A 17,107-nucleotide genomic window follows, 5' to 3' on the forward strand; every position below is an offset into this window, starting at 1 on the left:
GAGTCACGCCTTCTCAAATTAATCTGATTAGAAGTCAGCCTCTCCCCTGTCAAACACGTATCTCAATACTATAACCGTGTTAACCAATAGTTTATCTCTTATTATATTAGGAATTCCAAATTAAATACATTATATTTAGGATTACCAAAAAATCTAACTACTATGGGGATAAAGAGTTTTATAGGCGCGAGAAAGCGTACAGGCACCACCACAACACCATCATTAACCGTAAGCGATTATATGAGCCGCAATTTAATTACATTCCGGCCAGACCAAACGATTGAAAGCGTGATGCAATCATTAATTAGAAATAGAATTTCTGGTGGCCCAGTAGTAAACAGAAAAAATGAACTTGTTGGCATTATTTCTGAAGGCGACTGCATTAAACAAATTAGTGAAAGCCATTACTACAACATGCCTTTACAAGATCAGACGATTGAAAAACACATGATTTCTGAAGTTGAAACCATAGACGGCAACATGAATATTTTTGATGCCGCTAAGAAATTTCTAGAATCGAAACGCCGTAGGTTCCCAATTATTGAAAAAGGCAAACTCGTTGGACAAATAAGTCAGAAAGACATCCTAAAAGCCGCCATGACTATAAAAGGTCAGACGTGGAAATAATATTATAATTTTATACACTGCAATTTTATTAAAGCTTTTAGCTCTTTTTGGCTGAAGGCTTTTTTTTCGATTTACCCCTCTCGTTTTACAAGCGCATAAAAATCGTTATCTAAGGGCAAATACCCTTGATCGTAAACGAAATAATATACCGTATTCGCTTTAGTCCTATAAATACTGGTAAAATAATTAAAGTCAAATCCGGCTTCGACAAGTTTGGCTCGTGAGGTTTTGGTTTTCTGGCTCGGATTTAGGCTTTCTAAAATGCGATAGTTTTTACGTAGGCGATTATTGGTATTTCGAATGAGGTTTTTGCTATCCTTATTCACCCGATTGTTATAGGCGTTTCTACAGGCATCACAACAAAATTTCTTATCGATACGCCCAACAATTTTATCGCCGCATTCTAAACATTTTTTATTCATAGGTTGGTTTAACTTAAATACAAAAACACCACAGAAACCAACCCAACTACAAAACCGATACTAAATCCCAAATCCATTTGTTGCTTATGCTTTTTGTAGAATAGTGCTATGTTTTTCATGAGTTTAATTTTGAATTATAAAGTTTGACCCTTAATCACTTACGCAACACCAAACATACAACAAAATAATACTGAAAGCAAAAACTTACAAACAACAAGTTACACTTTTTGAGTAGTCGCCATCCCAGCCAGTTTGAATCTTAAAATGAAACATTTAATCAATATTTCACAGCCTATCAGCTTGCGTTAACAATTACTAATGTGGTAGACCGCATTACTTCTATTTTACCACTCAGAAATATATTTAGAGTATTCTATTTCCCATAGGTTGTTTTCTTTTTTCAATATATAAAGAGCGCTACACCTGGCTATTTCGGAGTGACCATGCCACGTATTTCGGTCAAACCGTGCCACTTTAAGAGATCATACAATAATAGTTAAATTTAATTAATACTGTTCTTTCAACTTACCTTTTCTCAAGGATTCTCCAGTAAGGTTTATCCTATGCGATGAATTTACAATACGATCTAGTATCGCATCAGCGATAGTGCTTTCGCCGATAATATCGTACCAAGCGGATACAGGTATTTGTGAAGCTACAATCGTTGCTTTTTTATCATGTCTTTCATCGATTATGTCCATAAGCGCCTCTCTGTCCTGATTGTCGAAGCTCTGTAAACCAAAATCATCAAGGATAAGCAGATCTACTTTTAATAGTTTTGCAAGTTCTTTAAGGTAAGTGCCATCTACTTTACTTAGTTTTAATCGTTTCATCAGTCTAGCAGTATTTGTGTATAGGGTTCTTTTATTCATCATACAAGCTTGATGTCCCAATGCCTGAGCTATATAACTTTTACCCACTCCAGAGGATCCTGTGATAATCAAGTTTTCCTTTTTTTGTACAAAATCTAGAGTAGCCAAACGCTCGAACATATTTCTGTCCAAGCTTCTGTTGTGCAGGTAATTAATATCTGTAAGTGTAGCTCCCTGCTTAAAGGCTGCTTGCGTTGTAAGCCTTTTTATCTTTCTATTCTGAAGGTCTTCCCATTGGTGATCGGTAAGCAATGCTAGATATTGATCTGGCGTAAGACCCTCTATTCGGTTATCACTAAGGTGGTTGTGATGGAGTTCAGCCATAGCTGTTAATCTCATTTTTCTGAGTTTTTCGATGGTGTGATTTGTATTCATATATGTATAAAATTTAAGTGATTTTTTCGTGTTGTTTTTACTTATAATTGGATGCCCCACGGATGTTCGCATGCTTGGGGATATGAGAACCTCGGTCTGTTTCTTCTTGTAGGAATAAGGAGCTTTGATCTAGATTATTCTTCAGTATGTTGGTTATCCTGTTGTAGCTTACAGCATCAGCCTGTATGGCTCTTTTGCAAGCATTATCTAACCTTTGGGAGCCATAAGACTTATGGAGTTGTATAACGCCCATAGCTCTTTTATACCCTGTTTCAGGATAATCCAACGCAGCAATAATCCGCTCGACACATGCTGCAACATAACTACCATGGACAGCTGCCTTGTTCTTAAAGTATTGCGGACTCCACTGGCTGTATTGTTTATGAGAACTACTAAGGTGATCCTTGTTGGTTATGTATGCGCCTTTGGAACCGCTACGTTGGTGTATAGCTATGCGCTGTTGATTATAATACACCTCTACCATGCCTTTGGTATAGTGTAGCGTGGTTTCCTTGCCAATGTAACGATATGGAACGCTGTAGTAAGTCTTATCTGGTGAAAAATAGATATAGCCTATTTTCTGAACCTTAGCTCTTCTATATTCTTTTATCTCGTAGCGTGTACTGCTTAAGGGTTTTAGATACTCTCGTTCGACGCTTTGGAAGAGCTCCAGACGACTAGCTTCTTTGCGTTGGAATAATAGGTTGTTGTAGCACTCTAGCAGAAGTTTTATCTCTTTGTTTAGATCTGCTAAAGAAAAAAAGGTCATTTCCCGAAGGGGATAATAAATCCGTTGATAAGCTAGATGCACCGCGTTTTCCACCAGCGCTTTATCTTGAGGGGAGTAACTACGCGTTGGATTGACCACGCAGTTGTAATGGCGGGCAAAGTCTTTAAAACTACGGTTAACCTGAGCTTCGTATCTACTAGATCTGGTAACGGCTGATTTTAGATTGTCTGATACGATGGCCTTGGGTACTCCCCCGTAGAAATGAAGGGCGTTTTCGCAACAACTTATAAAATCTTCACGCTTTTGGCTCATACAAGCCTCAACATAGGTATACTGACTGTTAGGGAGCATGGCAACAAAGACCTCTACTGGAAGTATCTCGCCTGTGATTTTGTCTACTATCTGAAGTTTTTTTCCAGCAAAGTCCACGAACATCTCTTTCCCTGCCTCGTGTTCAAGTTTCATAGATCCCTTGATCTTGGCATATTTACGATGGTAATGCTCCATGAATTGAGTGTAACTATAAGGGTCTTTAACCTTTTGACTATATTCTGTGTAGTGGTACAAAAAAGTAAATCCTGGGTGGTTCCGAGCCTTATTAATACTTTCAAAATAAAACATCAATTCATCATAGCGTTTGTTATTTATGGTTGTATGAGATGTAAAGAGCTTTTCTAGGGTGTGGTTGTCTAGCTTTAATAACTCCTTAAAACTATAACCACTACCTTTAAATAGGTGTATATAGCTATTTATAGTGTTGCGGGAAATGCCAAGTGTGGCTCCAATTTGACGGTTACTATAACCATCTTGTTTTAAGTTGATAATTTGTTTTAGGTCCATTGGATCAAGTGTGTTGGCCATATCGCTTTTTAGAGCAATAAGGTAATTACTTGATCTCTTAAAGTGGCACAAATCGAAACGGAAACATTGGCACAAATCAAACCGTTTTTAGCTAACTCAATTTCCGTGTGGCACAATTTAAACCGAAATCAACGGCACAGTAACTCCGAAATCACTGGCACAAATCGAACCGTGTTAGCCACTTATATTAAATTTATTTAAATATTCTTCTGAAACCCCTTTTAATTCATTTTTTAAAAAAAATATCTGTTGTAGGATATAATGCCACTTTCAGCTTTACATTAAGCAAAGAGTCTATAGTTTTTTACTAATAACTGTTGTAATATCATTCATAGGGGGAGGGGGAGGTGGCGGCAATGCAAGCGCTTTTTATCCACCATAAACGAGATGACTTCTTTAATATCGGAAGAGTTCGTCTCATTATTACAGCCTGTAAACGTTAAAAAAAAGAATAATAGAATTAAGTTTTTCACGATAAATTGATTGCCAATCAGAGTATTTTCATTAACAACAGCTTTTTTATTTTGGCTTGACACTTAACTGCTATTTTTAACATTCGGTGTTGTGGTTTGGATTTATTCAAAGGTTAAAATTTCAACGCTTCTCATTATAAATCTATTACAACTTTTAGGCTCAATAAAAATGAAATTTAATCTTTCATTTCTTAATTTTTTAATGACATCCAAAAACTGTTTCCTTTCTCTTATTATATTCAAGTTATTCACATAAGATTTTGAAATTATAGTGTCGTTTTCTCTATTAAATGAGAACGAAAAACTTTCAAATGATGTATACTCAATATCATCACCATCAATAGCAGAAGACCTTTTTGTTTTTTTAACTTCTCGTTTTTCATTAATTATTTTATATCCTTCAAAATTATTTGTTTTATTAGCAATTTGCTTTTTAATCAATGTATCTTTTGGATTAATAAAAAAATAAACACTATCCTTTGATTGACCATATGAATTAAAGAATAAAAAAGAAATAAATATTAAAATATTTTTTTTCATTTTTCACAAGTTTTATTTCCGTTCATCTTTTCAGTAGTAATGGTATTTTTAATTCTATTTTGCTCAACTGATGTTAGTTTTTTCCAGGCTTCAGTATAAATTTGGTCATGTACATTTGTAGAATTATGATCAGGAATATTTGCCAAACCTTCCCAAGCCATGTCATTGTAGAATTGATCAGAATGCTGACCTTTATCATATTGTTTTAATCCTTTTGCAATAGTATTTCTATAATGATTAGCCATCTGTTGGTGATCCCAGTTTTTAGCATAATTTCTAAAATAATCATAAACACCTGGAAAGCTTGTTTCATTACTTCCCTTTCTTGATGCAAACTCTCATAATCTAGCATGAATTCCTTCATGAATAATAGTTCTTGCTAAGCCAAGGGTAGTTCTATCAGCTAAAGTGTTTGCATTAATTTTAACAGTAAATGTATTACCAGATTTTACCGTTGAAGCGTTAGTTAAATCATCTAAATTAGTAGACATTTCAAATACTAAATCAAATTCAGAAAGATTAGTACCATCTTTAAAATTTTCAATAATCCAATTAATGTTATTGTTATTGTCTACCATTTTATCATAAACACATTTAGCTTTACCAGTAAGTTGCGTGGCGTCGATTTTGTCTTCAACATCATAAGGTGCCGGTGGACCAACAACAATAGCACCAGCAAGTTCTTTAAGTTCCCTAGCAGTTAATTGTGGTTCAATATTACTGTAGCTACCTCCAGCAGTTCCATTTGAACCACCTCCCGAACTTCCTTCTGAATTAGAATATCCACCTGTGGTTGAAAATGAACCACGCGAGCTACCAGTAAAGCCTCCTCAACTTCCCATAGGACCTCCGCCAGTACCTGTTATATATACAGTATCAAAAGTATGATCTCCATCAGGTAGATTATCTGTATTCCAACAATTTTCAGGGTCTGTTTCTGCTCTTGCTTTACTGTTGAGACTTGAATTAGTCGAACTATTCGCGATATTAAAAATAAATCTCTTTATAACATTACCATTTTCAACTTTATAGCCATCAATATAATCTCCATTTAGCTCATTAATAAAGAATCTTGCATTAATTAGATTTCCATTGGTATCAATAGAGTCTTTGTAAATAGTGTAGATTACATTTTTGATGGTGTCATTGATTTTTATAAAAAAAAGTTCAGAATTAAAATTTCCCTTTCTATTAACATCAGTATTTACATATCCTTACATCCTGTAATTGTTAAAACAAGGAATGCTATAATTAAGTTTTTCATGATAAGCTAATATACTAATAAGGCGAATCATTAACAGCAGTTCTTTAATTTTGGTTTGACACTTAACTGCCATTTTTTTATTTGGTGTTGCAGTTTGTATTTTTCTTAATAGTCAATCCACCAGACACGAGTTCTTTTGTACTTCCATTTTGTTAATTCTTCGAGAATATAAATTTTATCAAAAATTTGATTGTTAGTTTCGACTATTCTGATTTCCTTTTTTTTTCTTTCTTCAGAAAAAAGAGAATCACTAATTCTTTTTCCCTCTATACATAATTGATCAACAGTAGTATAACTTTTTTCTGAAATATTATTTTTGCAAATTGTATCAATCTCATTGAAACGAGTAATGTCAAACAAATTTTTGTCGATTTTATAGTATTTAGTTTTATCAATATCAACAACAATCGTGTCCTTACTATTATCAAATAAAAGATATTTTGTGTTTTGTGAATTGATAATATTAATAAGACCTAAAAAAGCATAAAACATAATTAGGTGTTTAGTCGCACTCTTTACTTCCGTTTTGTTTTTCATTTGAAATAATATTTAAAATTTCATGTTGTTCTGTTGGGGATAATTTATCCCAAGCTTCAGAATAAATCAATTCATGATTGCCGTTTGCATCTTTATATTTAGAAAGCCCTTCCCATGCAAGCGCATTGTAATATGCATCTGAATGTTGCCCGTTGTCAAATTGTTTTAATCCAGTTGCTATAGTTTTCCTGTAATGAGCAGCCATTTGTTCATGATCCCAATTTTTATCATATGTCCTCATAAAATCATATATTCCTGGAAAATCAATATTTGAGACTCCCGGACCGTTTCTGTAATAAAACTCCCAAAGTCTAGCATGGATTCCTTCATGCAATAAAGTCCTAGCTATAGTTAAAGAGGTGTTTATGTTTTCTGCACGATTTTGATTTATACTGATAACAAAAGTATCATGTATTCCACTTTGAGCAGGAGTAGCTGTAGAGGCATTTGTATTATTTCCTAATTCTGTAGACATTTTAAAAATTAAGTTAAATTGAGAAGGTTTGTCCCCATCAATAAAATTTATAAGAATCCAATTAATGTTATTGTTATTGTCTACCATTTTATCATAAACACATTTAGCTTTACCAGTAAGTTGTGAGGCGTCGATTTTGTCGTCAACATCATAAGGTGCCGGTGGATCAACAACAATAGCACCAGCAAGTTCTTTAAGTTCCCTAGCAGTTAATTGTGGTTCAATATTACTGTAGCTACCTCCAGCAGTTCCATTTGAACCACCTCCCGAACTTCCTTCTGAATTAGAATATCCACCTGTGGTTGAAAATGAACCACGCGAGCTACCAGTAAAGCCTCCCCAACTTCCCATAGGACCTCCGCCAGTACCTGTTATATATACAGTATCAAAAGTATGATCTCCATCAGGTAGATTATCTGTATTCCAACAATTTTCAGGGTCTGTTTCTGCTCTTGCTTTACTGTAGAGACTTGAATTAGTCGAACTATTTGCGATATTAAAAATAAATCTCTTTATAACATTACCATTTTCAACTTTATAGCCATCAATATAATCTCCATTTAGCTCATTAATAAAGAATCTTGCATTAATTAGATTTCCATTGGTATCAATAGAGTCTTTGTAAATAGTGTAGATTACATTTTTGATGGTGTCATTGATTTTTATAAAAAAAAGTTCAGAATTAAAATTTCCCTTTCTATTAACATCAGTATTTACATTAGTAAGTAAAGCGCTTGTGGTAGGTAAAGGTTGTTGGTTTAGAGTATTCCAATCTGGATTCAGGATTAAAGCCGAGGTGCTTTTAGCTCTTGTGTTCGTTGGTTTAGAAGAATGAATATTAAAATAATCTATAGCTTCTTGAAGTGAAACTGATTCTGAGTTTCTTTCATAGTGGTTATTTCCAAGATTTAATTCTTGTTCAGAAATAGATTCTTTAGAACAATTAGTTAAGAATAACGAAATTCCTAAAGCCAGAATTCCTAATTTAAGTAAGTTTTTTAGTTTTTTTTTCATGTCTTACGTTGTTCAAGTTTAAATTAGAAAGTTTTATGTTTAATCACTTACACACTACCAAACATACAACAAAATACTTTTGAAAGCAAAAACCTACAAATATAATACATCCATTTTCAAACGACTACAAACGTTTACAAACGATTTTAAATATGTAATTACCGACTAAAACTTTGAAGCTATCGCATCTTTGCCTTGTCCTTGTTTGATAAAATTCACATTCAAACAGACATGAACACTTGTATTAACTGTTTAACGAAAAAATTAAAATTATGAACACGCTTAGAAACAAAGTACAGTTGATTGGAAACTTAGGAAACGATCCAGAAATCACCAATTTAGACTCGGGAAAAAAGATGGCAAAATTCAGATTGGCCACAAACGACTATTACACCAACGCGAAGGGTGAAAAAATAACGGATACTCAATGGCATTATGTGGTTGCTTGGGGGAAAACAGCCGATATTATTGAAAAATATGTTGGAAAAGGCAAAGAAGTCGCCATTGAAGGCAAACTTACGTCTAGAAGTTATGATGATAAACAAGGTCAAAAAAAATTCATGACCGAAATTGTTTGCAATGAGCTTTTAATGCTGGGAAAATAACCTATAAACAATAGAGGCTGCCTGAAAATTTAAGCCCTAGTCCATGGGACTTATTGACCTATCTTTTTAATGTTCGAATACAATTGGTCTTCGACAGTCTCAGACTGAAAACCAAGAATTAGTATGATATGTTTTTCAGGAAATGTCTTTGTCAAGTTCGAAATAAAAATAGTCTTCGAAAGGCTCGGACTGATAAATAAAGAGATAAAAGGCTTTTAATAAAGCTCCTATTAAAACACTAAGCCTGCTTAAACCAAATATGAATTACATAATAAGTTTAGGCAGGCTTAGTAATAGTTATTTATCGTGCATTTATAGTCACACTTAATTTTATAAAGACTATAAAATTTTACTTTTTGATGTTATCTAGGTTGTAGTAACCGCCTTTATTTTCTGTACGTTCTAATGACTGCCAGATAATTAAATAGGCGACACTAATCATGTTACGAAGCTCACAAAGTGTGGTAGAAATTCTTGATTCTTTATACAAATCTTCTACTTCACTAGAAATTACATCTAAGTGTTTTAGAGCACTTTTCAAACGCTTGTTACTTCTAACGATGCCCACATAGTCACGCATAATAGCCTGAACTTGTTTTAAGTTATGCTGTACCAGTACATGTTCCTTAGGAATTACAGTACCGTCGTCGTTCCAATCGGGAATATTAACATCCTTTACGGTATTATCACTTTCCGCTAAGTGCTTATAAATATTATGCGCATAAACCAAAGCCTCTAATAATGAATTTGATGCCAAACGGTTAGCGCCATGCAAACCGGTTCTGGTACATTCGCCGCAGGCATACAAATTATCGATCGTGGTTTTACCAATCATATCCACATCTACCCCACCACATAAATAATGACACGCCGGTACTACGGGAATCCAGTCGGTTTTAATATCGATATGGTGCTCCAAACACTTTTCATAAATGTTAGGAAAATGCGCCATAAAACCATCCATATCCAAATGTGTACAATCTAAGTACACATGCGAATCTCCCGATTTTTTCAATTCGTTATCGATACTTTGCGATACTATATCACGAGACGCCAATTCGGCGCGCTCATCATAATCGGGCATAAAGCGATACCCTTTACCATTTCTTAAAATGGCTCCGAAGCCTCTAACAGCCTCAGAGATTAAAAAAGACGATTCGCCTTTAGCATCATAAAGCGCTGTAGGGTGAAATTGAATAAACTCCATGTCCCTAATGCGTGCCTTAGCACGGTGTGCCATTGCAACACCATCGCCCGTAGCAATAACAGGATTTGTGGTATGCCCGTACACACGACCAATACCTCCAGAAGCTAAAAGGATACTATTGGATTTTATGGTGAAAATCTCACCTGTATTTTGGTTCATCACATAGGCCCCGTAGCAGCATAAATCGTCGGGATCTTTACCTTCAATATGATGATTGGTTACCAAATCGATGGCAAAATGATGCGGTAATATAGAAATATTAGGTAATTGGTGTGCTCGCGTTAGTAGGGCACGCTCAATTTCGAAACCTGTAATGTCTTTATGATGTGCGATACGGTATTCGGAGTGCCCACCTTCTTTTCCTAGGTCGAACTTTCCAGCGTCGTTAGCATCAAAATTTGCACCCCATAATAAAAGTTCTTCAAAACGATCTGGACCTTCATTAACGACCATTTTAACAACTTCCTTGTTGCAAAGTCCGTCGCCTGCAATTAAAGTATCCTTAATATGTTTTTTAAATGAATCTTCTTCTTTATTTAAAACAATGGCAACACCGCCTTGAGCGTATTTGGTATTAGACTCATCTTCACTAGCTTTAGTAACGATGACCACCTTACGATCGGAAAATTTTTCTGCAATTTTTACCGCGAATGTTAATCCGGCAACACCCGACCCAATAACTAAATAATCTGAAATCATCATCATTACTTGGAAAGGTCTAACATTCGTTGAATAGGCAACAAAGCACGTTCTCGAATAGCTTCATCGACATCAACTTGAGGGGATTCATTAAGTAAGCAATCGTGTAATTTCTGAAGGGTATTCATTTTCATAAAATGACATTCGCTACATGCGCAGGTATTATCTTCTTTAGCGGGAGCAGGCACCATTTCTGTATTTGGCATTTCTTGTTGCATTTTATGCAAAATTCCTGCTTCGGTAGCTACGATAAATTTTTGATCTTGATGCTGCCTTACATAGTCTATCATGCCCGAGGTAGACCCAATATAGGTGGCTGTATTTAAAATATGCGTTTCCGATTCTGGGTGTGCGATGATTTTATAATCTGGATATTTTTTATGTAAGTCTAAAAGTTTTTCCATTGAAAAAGCTTCGTGAACAATACAACTTCCGTCCCAAAGCAACATCTCTCTACCCGTTTCATTAATAATATACTGCCCTAAGTTTCTATCTGGAGCAAAAATGATGGGTTGATCTTTAGGAATTGAATTTACAATTTTTAAAGCATTAGATGATGTACAAACAATATCGGTAAGAGCTTTTATCTCGGCAGAACAATTCACGTAAGTAATCACGATATGATCGGGATGCGCTTTTGTAAATTTTTCGAAGGCCTCTGGCGGACAAGAATCTGCCAGTGAGCAGCCTGCATCTAAATCAGGTAATACAACTTTTTTAGTTGGGTTTAATATTTTGGCGGTTTCAGCCATAAAATGTACTCCTGCGAATACGATAATATCGGCGTCGGTTTCAGCAGCTTTTTGAGACAAGCCTAAACTATCACCAACATAATCTGCAATATCCTGGATCTCTGGCACTTGATAATAATGCGCCAAGATTACAGCATTTTTCTCCTTTTTAAGGCGTTGTATTTCTTTTACTAAATCCATTTTAAATTTTCTGGAACAATTTGAAATTCATAATTGGCAGCCATTAACCACCCATAAAGATACAAATATCCTAATTATTAATTTTATTAAATGAGATTCTATCAAAAAAAAGCATGAAATTAACAACCTACAGCCTAATTATTGCTTCTTTTAATGTTTCTTAAATGATTCCCTTTAAAAATTAACAAAATAGAAATCCCTATAATTTTATAATATTTTCAAACGCAAAAAGAAGCTATCTAAACAGTCGTTAACTTGGCATTGTAGGGTTAAACTTGTCGAAACCCATAATGACTATGAGCATTTTAAGATATTTCGACAGACTCTATACAACAAAGCTTTTGACTTTTTAGATAGCCTCTTCAAATCTATTAAAAGAATACGTAATTCTTATTTTTGAGCCGCTTCTATTCCAGCCATGAAAGCCATACTAAAACCAGATTTGTAAGTATTAGGACAATCATCACATTGTTTTGCCACTGGAACTGTAGGACATTTTTCACCTGTTACGAACTTCCATCCTTCACAATATCCATCTTGCCAACCAGTAATGTAATTTAATGCTATTTTAGATTCCGTTGCTGTTTCTTGTTGACTTTGATTGTAGGTATAAGTAACTAAAAAAGTAACCCCCACAGCAATCAACACAGCTAATACTAATTTTTTCATTTTATTGGTTTTTAAATTTACAAGTCAAACTACCGATATTTAAAGCTTAACAGCTAAGTTTTGAATATCTAATTGCATTTGATTTAAAACAGCTTCGGTTTTTTCAAGCTCGTTAAGCACCGAACTTTTTATATCCTGAAAACTATCTTTAACACCATTAAACAACTCTTGATAGTAGGTCACACCAGCTTTCATATTAGTTGTAAAGGTCTTCAAATACTTCTCTTCTTTTTTATTCATATTAACCTTAGCCTCTTCGAATTTATTTTTTAGAAAATCCATATAAATGCCAAGCTCCTTTATAAATAAATTTGGTCGATCAGGTCGCGATACCATATTGGCTCTTCCGTAAATATGATCGGTCATATTTGCCAAACTCATAACTTTAGAGTAGTAGGCCATATTAGGCCCTGGACAAACTGAAACTCCTTCGCCTTCCACTTTGGTATCTAAACCATAAGCCAATAATGCTGAAGTTCCTAATCCCACACAAGTACAGGATTTCACAACAATTTTATTTAACTCTTTTTTATACGACTCGGGATCTAATCCCTTTTCGTCTAAAGCTTTTATTTTTAAATGTTGATACTCCCTTGAAGCCGTACAAATTCCAGTTTCTTTAAACTCCTTATTAAGGGCTACAAACTTTTTTGGACAGGCACTTCCTGGTCTGTTTTTATCAATATTTACCTGTTTTTCAAGATCCTTGGTATTGTCTTTTAAATTATTAAACGGAATACCTAATGGCGAAATATCGCTTAAATATAAGTCTTTTTCCTTGGCTTTTACAAGCTTTTGTAAAGTTCTATCATCTACAGTTGTAGCCTCTGGAACCAATAAAAACGGACTTCCCCAACCTACTGAATCTAAATCATATTCTTCGATTAAAAAGGTATGTTCTTCTTCGGTTCCAACACCGCCTTGGGCCGTAACCTCGAAAGTTAAATCGGCTTCAGGAATGGTTTTACCTAGGTTTTCAAGCTCTTGAAACAAAACTTGCTGAATGGTTTCTTGCAACGCTTTGCGATTTGTTTTAAATTCGGATAAAACAGGTCCTAATAGATAACCATCTGTAGCAAAAGCATGGCCACCACAATTTAATCCCGATTCAATTCTATATTCTGAAACCCAAAGTCCTTTTTTAGCTAAAAATTTCCCTTGAATTAAGGCCGATCTATAATCACTAACCTTTAAAATGATTCGTTTTGCAAACTGACCATTTTTATCAGGAAAAAAATCATTAAACTGCGCCATATAGCTGTACAATCTCGGATTCATCCCTGCCGAAAGCACCACAGCAGAACTTAATTTACTATTAGCAAAACCGCGTAAGGCCGCATGGGCATCATTATATTCGGTTGGCAACTGCTCCTTATCCTTATAATTATCTTTATCAACTTTAGTCATGATGTTCACATCAATGGAACCCATAACCAAATTCTTTGAAGCCCAACGTTTAATTTCTGTAAAGTTAAATTCCTTTTCAGTGAGCTTTTTATATTCCGCTTTAAGCTCGGAATTATTAGGCAACATATTGATGTAAGCCAAAATATCATCACTGGTTTTAGACGTTAAACTTTTTAAAGCTTCAAACTTCTTTTCCGCAAGGTCACTAATTAAATTTAAATAAGACGTTATCCTTTTTGCTCTAAAATCATCAATTTTATCTGTAATTTCTTGATAAGGTACTTCAAATTTTTCACTGTACATTTTCCTTAATTTCTCAAGTAGAATGTCATCTACTAATGAAATCACGGAGTCCATACCATATTGCGCCACTTTCAAAGGTGTATCGATTGTAAAACCGATACCCATTACTGGAATGTGAAACGAATGTGTTTTTTTCATAATTTATATTTTGGACTACAAAGATAGGACGACATCCAAGCTAAAAACATGACATATGTCATACACAAACAAACCCAATTTCATGTAAAAACAACCAAAAAGCACACTTTTTACCATGTTTAGTTGTTTTTTCTTACAAATTTTAATTGTAAAAAGTTAATATTAAACTGCCTTTTATTTCATTTTTCACAAAGAGAAATCGCTTATCAACAAATATTGATAAAACTTTAAAAAGACTGTGTGTTTCCCTTAAGCTTTAGTACTTTTATGCGTAAAATTCAATAGAACCATAACATGTCAATAGAGCCAAAATTAACACGATTTAATCAAAGCGTCTTGTCTAAATATCAGATATTCAACAGTATCTTCATGACATTACCCTTTGATGCCGTAACCAAAACAGGCGTATTACTTCCGCTTTTTCACGAAACTTGCAAAAAAGGATTTGAAAACGGCGACAATCCCACAACGATAGTTGATACTTTTTTTGAAAAATACCAAGCGCGTAGAAACAAAGAAAGTCAAATTAACCTATTGTTCCGATTCATTCAATACATCGAAAGACAAGTTGTACTGTTTGATGCAATTGAAGATGCTGCCTTTCCAATAGTAAACAATATGGATGGCGTAGGAACCCTACGTAACTTAAAAGACAAAGCTCAAGCTGAATACAAGTTGGATGAGTTAAAAGCCTATTTAGACGATTTTAAGGTACGTATCGTTTTAACAGCCCACCCAACACAGTTTTACCCAGGTTCGGTATTAGGCATTATTACCGAATTATCTAAAGCTATAGAAAAGAATAATTTATCTGAAATTAATAACCTTTTCGGACAGTTAGGTAAAACGCCTTTCTTTAAGCATAAAAAACCAACACCATACGATGAAGCAAAAAGCTTAATATGGTATTTAGAGAATGTTTTTTACATCTCGTTTGGAAAAATTTATAATTACATTCAAACGAATATTTATGCGGACCAAAAGAAGCATAATGAAATTATTAACATTGGTTTCTGGCCAGGGGGCGACCGTGATGGAAATCCATTTGTAAAACCTGAAACCACCTTAAAAGTAGCTAAAAAGCTTAAAAAGGCGATTCTTAAAAAATACTACGAGGATCTTAAGAAATTAAGAAAAAAACTAACTTTTAAAGGTGTTGAAGATCGCATCATTAACCTAGAAACGATTCTTTACGATTACAGTATTAATCTTAAAAGTAAAAAGGCAATTTCGGTAAAGGAATTGACTGAAGAACTTTTAAGCATTAGAAAAATAGTTGTAGAACAACACCAATCGTTATATGAAAACGAGATTAACAATTTAATTAACCGCATTCACCTTTTTGGGTACCGTTTTGCAACTTTAGATATTAGACAAGATAGCAGAATTCACCACAGTGTATTCACAAATGTTGTCGATCAATTACTAGCTAGCGGCAACTCTTGCTTACCAGAAAATTACCATGATTTATCTGAAGAAGAACAAATCGATATTTTATCAAAAACTACCGATGAAATAACCGATTTAGATGTTTTTGAAGATGAAATGACCTTTAACACCTTAAAAACGATACAGGTTATTAAGCAAATTCAGAAAATGAATGGTGAACGTGGGGCTAATCGATACATTATAAGTAACAATCAGACGGCATTAAATATGATGCAGCTTTTTGCTATGCTGAAAATGGTTGCTTTCAAAGACAAATTAACCGTTGATTTAGTACCACTTTTCGAAACCATACCAGATTTAGAAAACGCTCCTGGTGTTATGGAACAGTTGTATACCAACCCAGCTTATATGGCGCACTTAAAATCTAGAGGAAACAAACAAACCATTATGCTTGGTTTCTCTGATGGTACCAAAGACGGGGGCTACTTAATGGCAAACTGGGGTATTTATAAAGCTAAAGAATTGTTAACCGAAATGTCTAGAAAATATGGTATTACCGCCATATTCTTTGACGGACGTGGTGGACCACCAGCACGTGGTGGTGGGAAAACACATAACTTCTATTCTTCTTTAGGACCTACTATTGAAGATAAAGAAGTACAACTAACCATTCAAGGTCAAACCATTAGTTCTAATTTCGGAACTTTAAACTCGTCACAATTCAACTTAGAACAGTTAATTAGTTCGGGCGTTACAAACCGAATTGGAAGTGAAAAGAACAAGCTTTCTGAAGAAGATCGCGCTGTTATGACCGATTTAGCTGAAACTAGCTATCAAGTTTACAAAGACTTCAAGAGTCATGAGATGTTTATCCCTTACTTGGAGCGCATGAGTACCTTAAAGTATTATGCAAAAACTAACATTGGTAGTAGACCATCCAAACGTGGTACATCAGATAAGTTGGTGTTCTCCGATTTAAGAGCCATTCCTTTTGTAGGATCTTGGAGCCAATTAAAACAAAACGTTCCTGGATTTTACGGTGTTGGAACGGCATTGAAAAAATACGAAGATCGCGGCGAGTTTGATAAGGTTCAACAACTTTATAAAAACAATAAGTTCTTTAAAACGCTTCTGGAGAACAGTATGATGTCCTTAACAAAGTCATTCTTTAACCTGACAAAATACATGTCTAATGATGAAGAATTTGGTGCGTTTTGGAACATTATCCACACCGAATACGAAACGACAAAACGTTTGCTTTTAAAGCTTACAGGATATGAAACTTTAATGCAAAATGAGCCCACTGGAAAGGCCTCGATTGAAGTTAGAGAGTCTATCGTATTACCGTTATTAACGATTCAGCAATACGCCCTTAAAAAGGTTCAGGAGTTAGAAAAAGCAGGAGTTCCAGCCGATGACCCTGAAAAGTTAATTTTTGAGAAAATTGTAACGCGTTCGTTATTCGGAAATATTAATGCAAGTAGAAATTCAGCTTAGTAAATAGCTTTTCTAATTTATATCCTAATTAAAACCTTCGCATGTAGATGTGGAGGTTTTTTTTTGCACGA

Annotated in this window: 15 protein-coding genes; 3 read left to right on the plus strand and 12 right to left on the minus strand. The window is 34.5% G+C overall.

Features of this window, described 5'->3' with window-relative positions; all coding sequences use genetic code 11:
• Window positions 1–162 precede the first annotated feature (162 nt).
• Window positions 163–627 carry a CBS domain-containing protein gene (locus C1A40_RS04450; protein WP_102994846.1) on the plus strand — a complete coding sequence of 155 codons (465 nt, stop codon included), beginning with the start codon at window positions 163–165 and terminating at the stop codon, window positions 625–627.
• A gap of 71 nt (window positions 628–698) precedes the next feature.
• Here the strand turns inward: C1A40_RS04450 and C1A40_RS04455 are convergent, their stop codons facing one another.
• From C1A40_RS04455 to C1A40_RS04490, 8 genes are all read right to left on the minus strand, one after another.
• On the minus strand, window positions 699–1,049 hold the full coding sequence (locus C1A40_RS04455; RefSeq protein WP_102994847.1) for a hypothetical protein: 351 nt from the start codon (window positions 1,047–1,049) through the stop codon (window positions 699–701).
• A 506-nt stretch (window positions 1,050–1,555) separates the two neighbouring features.
• Window positions 1,556–2,296: an IS21-like element helper ATPase IstB gene (gene istB, locus C1A40_RS04460; protein WP_102994337.1), complete on the minus strand. Its 741-nt coding sequence runs from the start codon at window positions 2,294–2,296 to the stop codon at window positions 1,556–1,558.
• Between the two features lie 37 nt (window positions 2,297–2,333).
• Entirely contained in the window at window positions 2,334–3,887 is a 1,554-nt protein-coding gene (istA, locus tag C1A40_RS04465) for an IS21 family transposase (RefSeq protein WP_102994848.1), read from the minus strand.
• 575 nt (window positions 3,888–4,462) lie between these two features.
• A complete protein-coding gene (locus C1A40_RS04470; RefSeq protein WP_102994849.1) occupies window positions 4,463–4,900 on the minus strand; it encodes a hypothetical protein in 438 nt (145 codons plus the stop codon).
• Window positions 4,897–5,145 (minus strand): hypothetical protein, encoded by a 249-nt coding sequence (locus C1A40_RS04475; protein ID WP_102994850.1) that lies wholly within the window; start codon window positions 5,143–5,145, stop codon window positions 4,897–4,899. The genes C1A40_RS04470 and C1A40_RS04475 overlap by 4 nt, the downstream gene beginning before the upstream one ends.
• A gap of 93 nt (window positions 5,146–5,238) precedes the next feature.
• On the minus strand, window positions 5,239–5,478 hold the full coding sequence (locus C1A40_RS04480) for a hypothetical protein (protein ID WP_102994851.1): 240 nt from the start codon (window positions 5,476–5,478) through the stop codon (window positions 5,239–5,241).
• Between the two features lie 791 nt (window positions 5,479–6,269).
• A complete protein-coding gene (locus tag C1A40_RS04485; RefSeq protein ID WP_102994852.1) occupies window positions 6,270–6,701 on the minus strand; it encodes a hypothetical protein in 432 nt (143 codons plus the stop codon).
• Window positions 6,667–8,190: a hypothetical protein gene (locus tag C1A40_RS04490; protein WP_102994853.1), complete on the minus strand. Its 1,524-nt coding sequence runs from the start codon at window positions 8,188–8,190 to the stop codon at window positions 6,667–6,669. The genes C1A40_RS04485 and C1A40_RS04490 overlap by 35 nt, the downstream gene beginning before the upstream one ends.
• A 272-nt stretch (window positions 8,191–8,462) precedes the next feature.
• Here C1A40_RS04490 and C1A40_RS04495 point away from each other — a divergent pair, with 272 nt between their 5' ends.
• The gene (locus C1A40_RS04495; RefSeq protein ID WP_067144974.1) at window positions 8,463–8,795 is read left to right on the plus strand and encodes a single-stranded DNA-binding protein; all 333 of its coding nucleotides are present in this window, start codon (window positions 8,463–8,465) and stop codon (window positions 8,793–8,795) included.
• A gap of 349 nt (window positions 8,796–9,144) precedes the next feature.
• Here the strand turns inward: C1A40_RS04495 and nadB are convergent, their stop codons facing one another.
• The 4 genes from nadB to C1A40_RS04515 form a co-directional block, all read right to left on the minus strand.
• Complete coding sequence (nadB, locus tag C1A40_RS04500) at window positions 9,145–10,704, minus strand: L-aspartate oxidase (protein WP_199287761.1); 1,560 nt, start codon at window positions 10,702–10,704, stop codon at window positions 9,145–9,147.
• A gap of 2 nt (window positions 10,705–10,706) precedes the next feature.
• Window positions 10,707–11,633: a quinolinate synthase NadA gene (gene nadA, locus C1A40_RS04505; protein ID WP_102994854.1), complete on the minus strand. Its 927-nt coding sequence runs from the start codon at window positions 11,631–11,633 to the stop codon at window positions 10,707–10,709.
• Window positions 11,634–12,023: 390 nt separating this feature from the next.
• Window positions 12,024–12,302: a hypothetical protein gene (locus tag C1A40_RS04510; protein ID WP_102994855.1), complete on the minus strand. Its 279-nt coding sequence runs from the start codon at window positions 12,300–12,302 to the stop codon at window positions 12,024–12,026.
• A 39-nt stretch (window positions 12,303–12,341) separates the two neighbouring features.
• Window positions 12,342–14,150, minus strand: coding sequence for a hypothetical protein (locus C1A40_RS04515; RefSeq protein WP_102994856.1), 1,809 nt, complete (start codon window positions 14,148–14,150; stop codon window positions 12,342–12,344).
• 294 nt (window positions 14,151–14,444) lie between these two features.
• On the opposite strand from C1A40_RS04515, the gene C1A40_RS04520 reads away from it, so the two are divergent.
• A complete protein-coding gene (locus tag C1A40_RS04520) occupies window positions 14,445–17,036 on the plus strand; it encodes a phosphoenolpyruvate carboxylase (RefSeq protein WP_102994857.1) in 2,592 nt (863 codons plus the stop codon).
• The last annotated feature ends 71 nt before the right edge of the window (window positions 17,037–17,107 follow it).

The sequence above is a fragment of the Tamlana carrageenivorans genome, assembly GCF_002893765.1.
In the GTDB taxonomy this organism is placed as follows: Bacteria; Bacteroidota; Bacteroidia; order Flavobacteriales; family Flavobacteriaceae; genus Pseudotamlana; species Pseudotamlana carrageenivorans.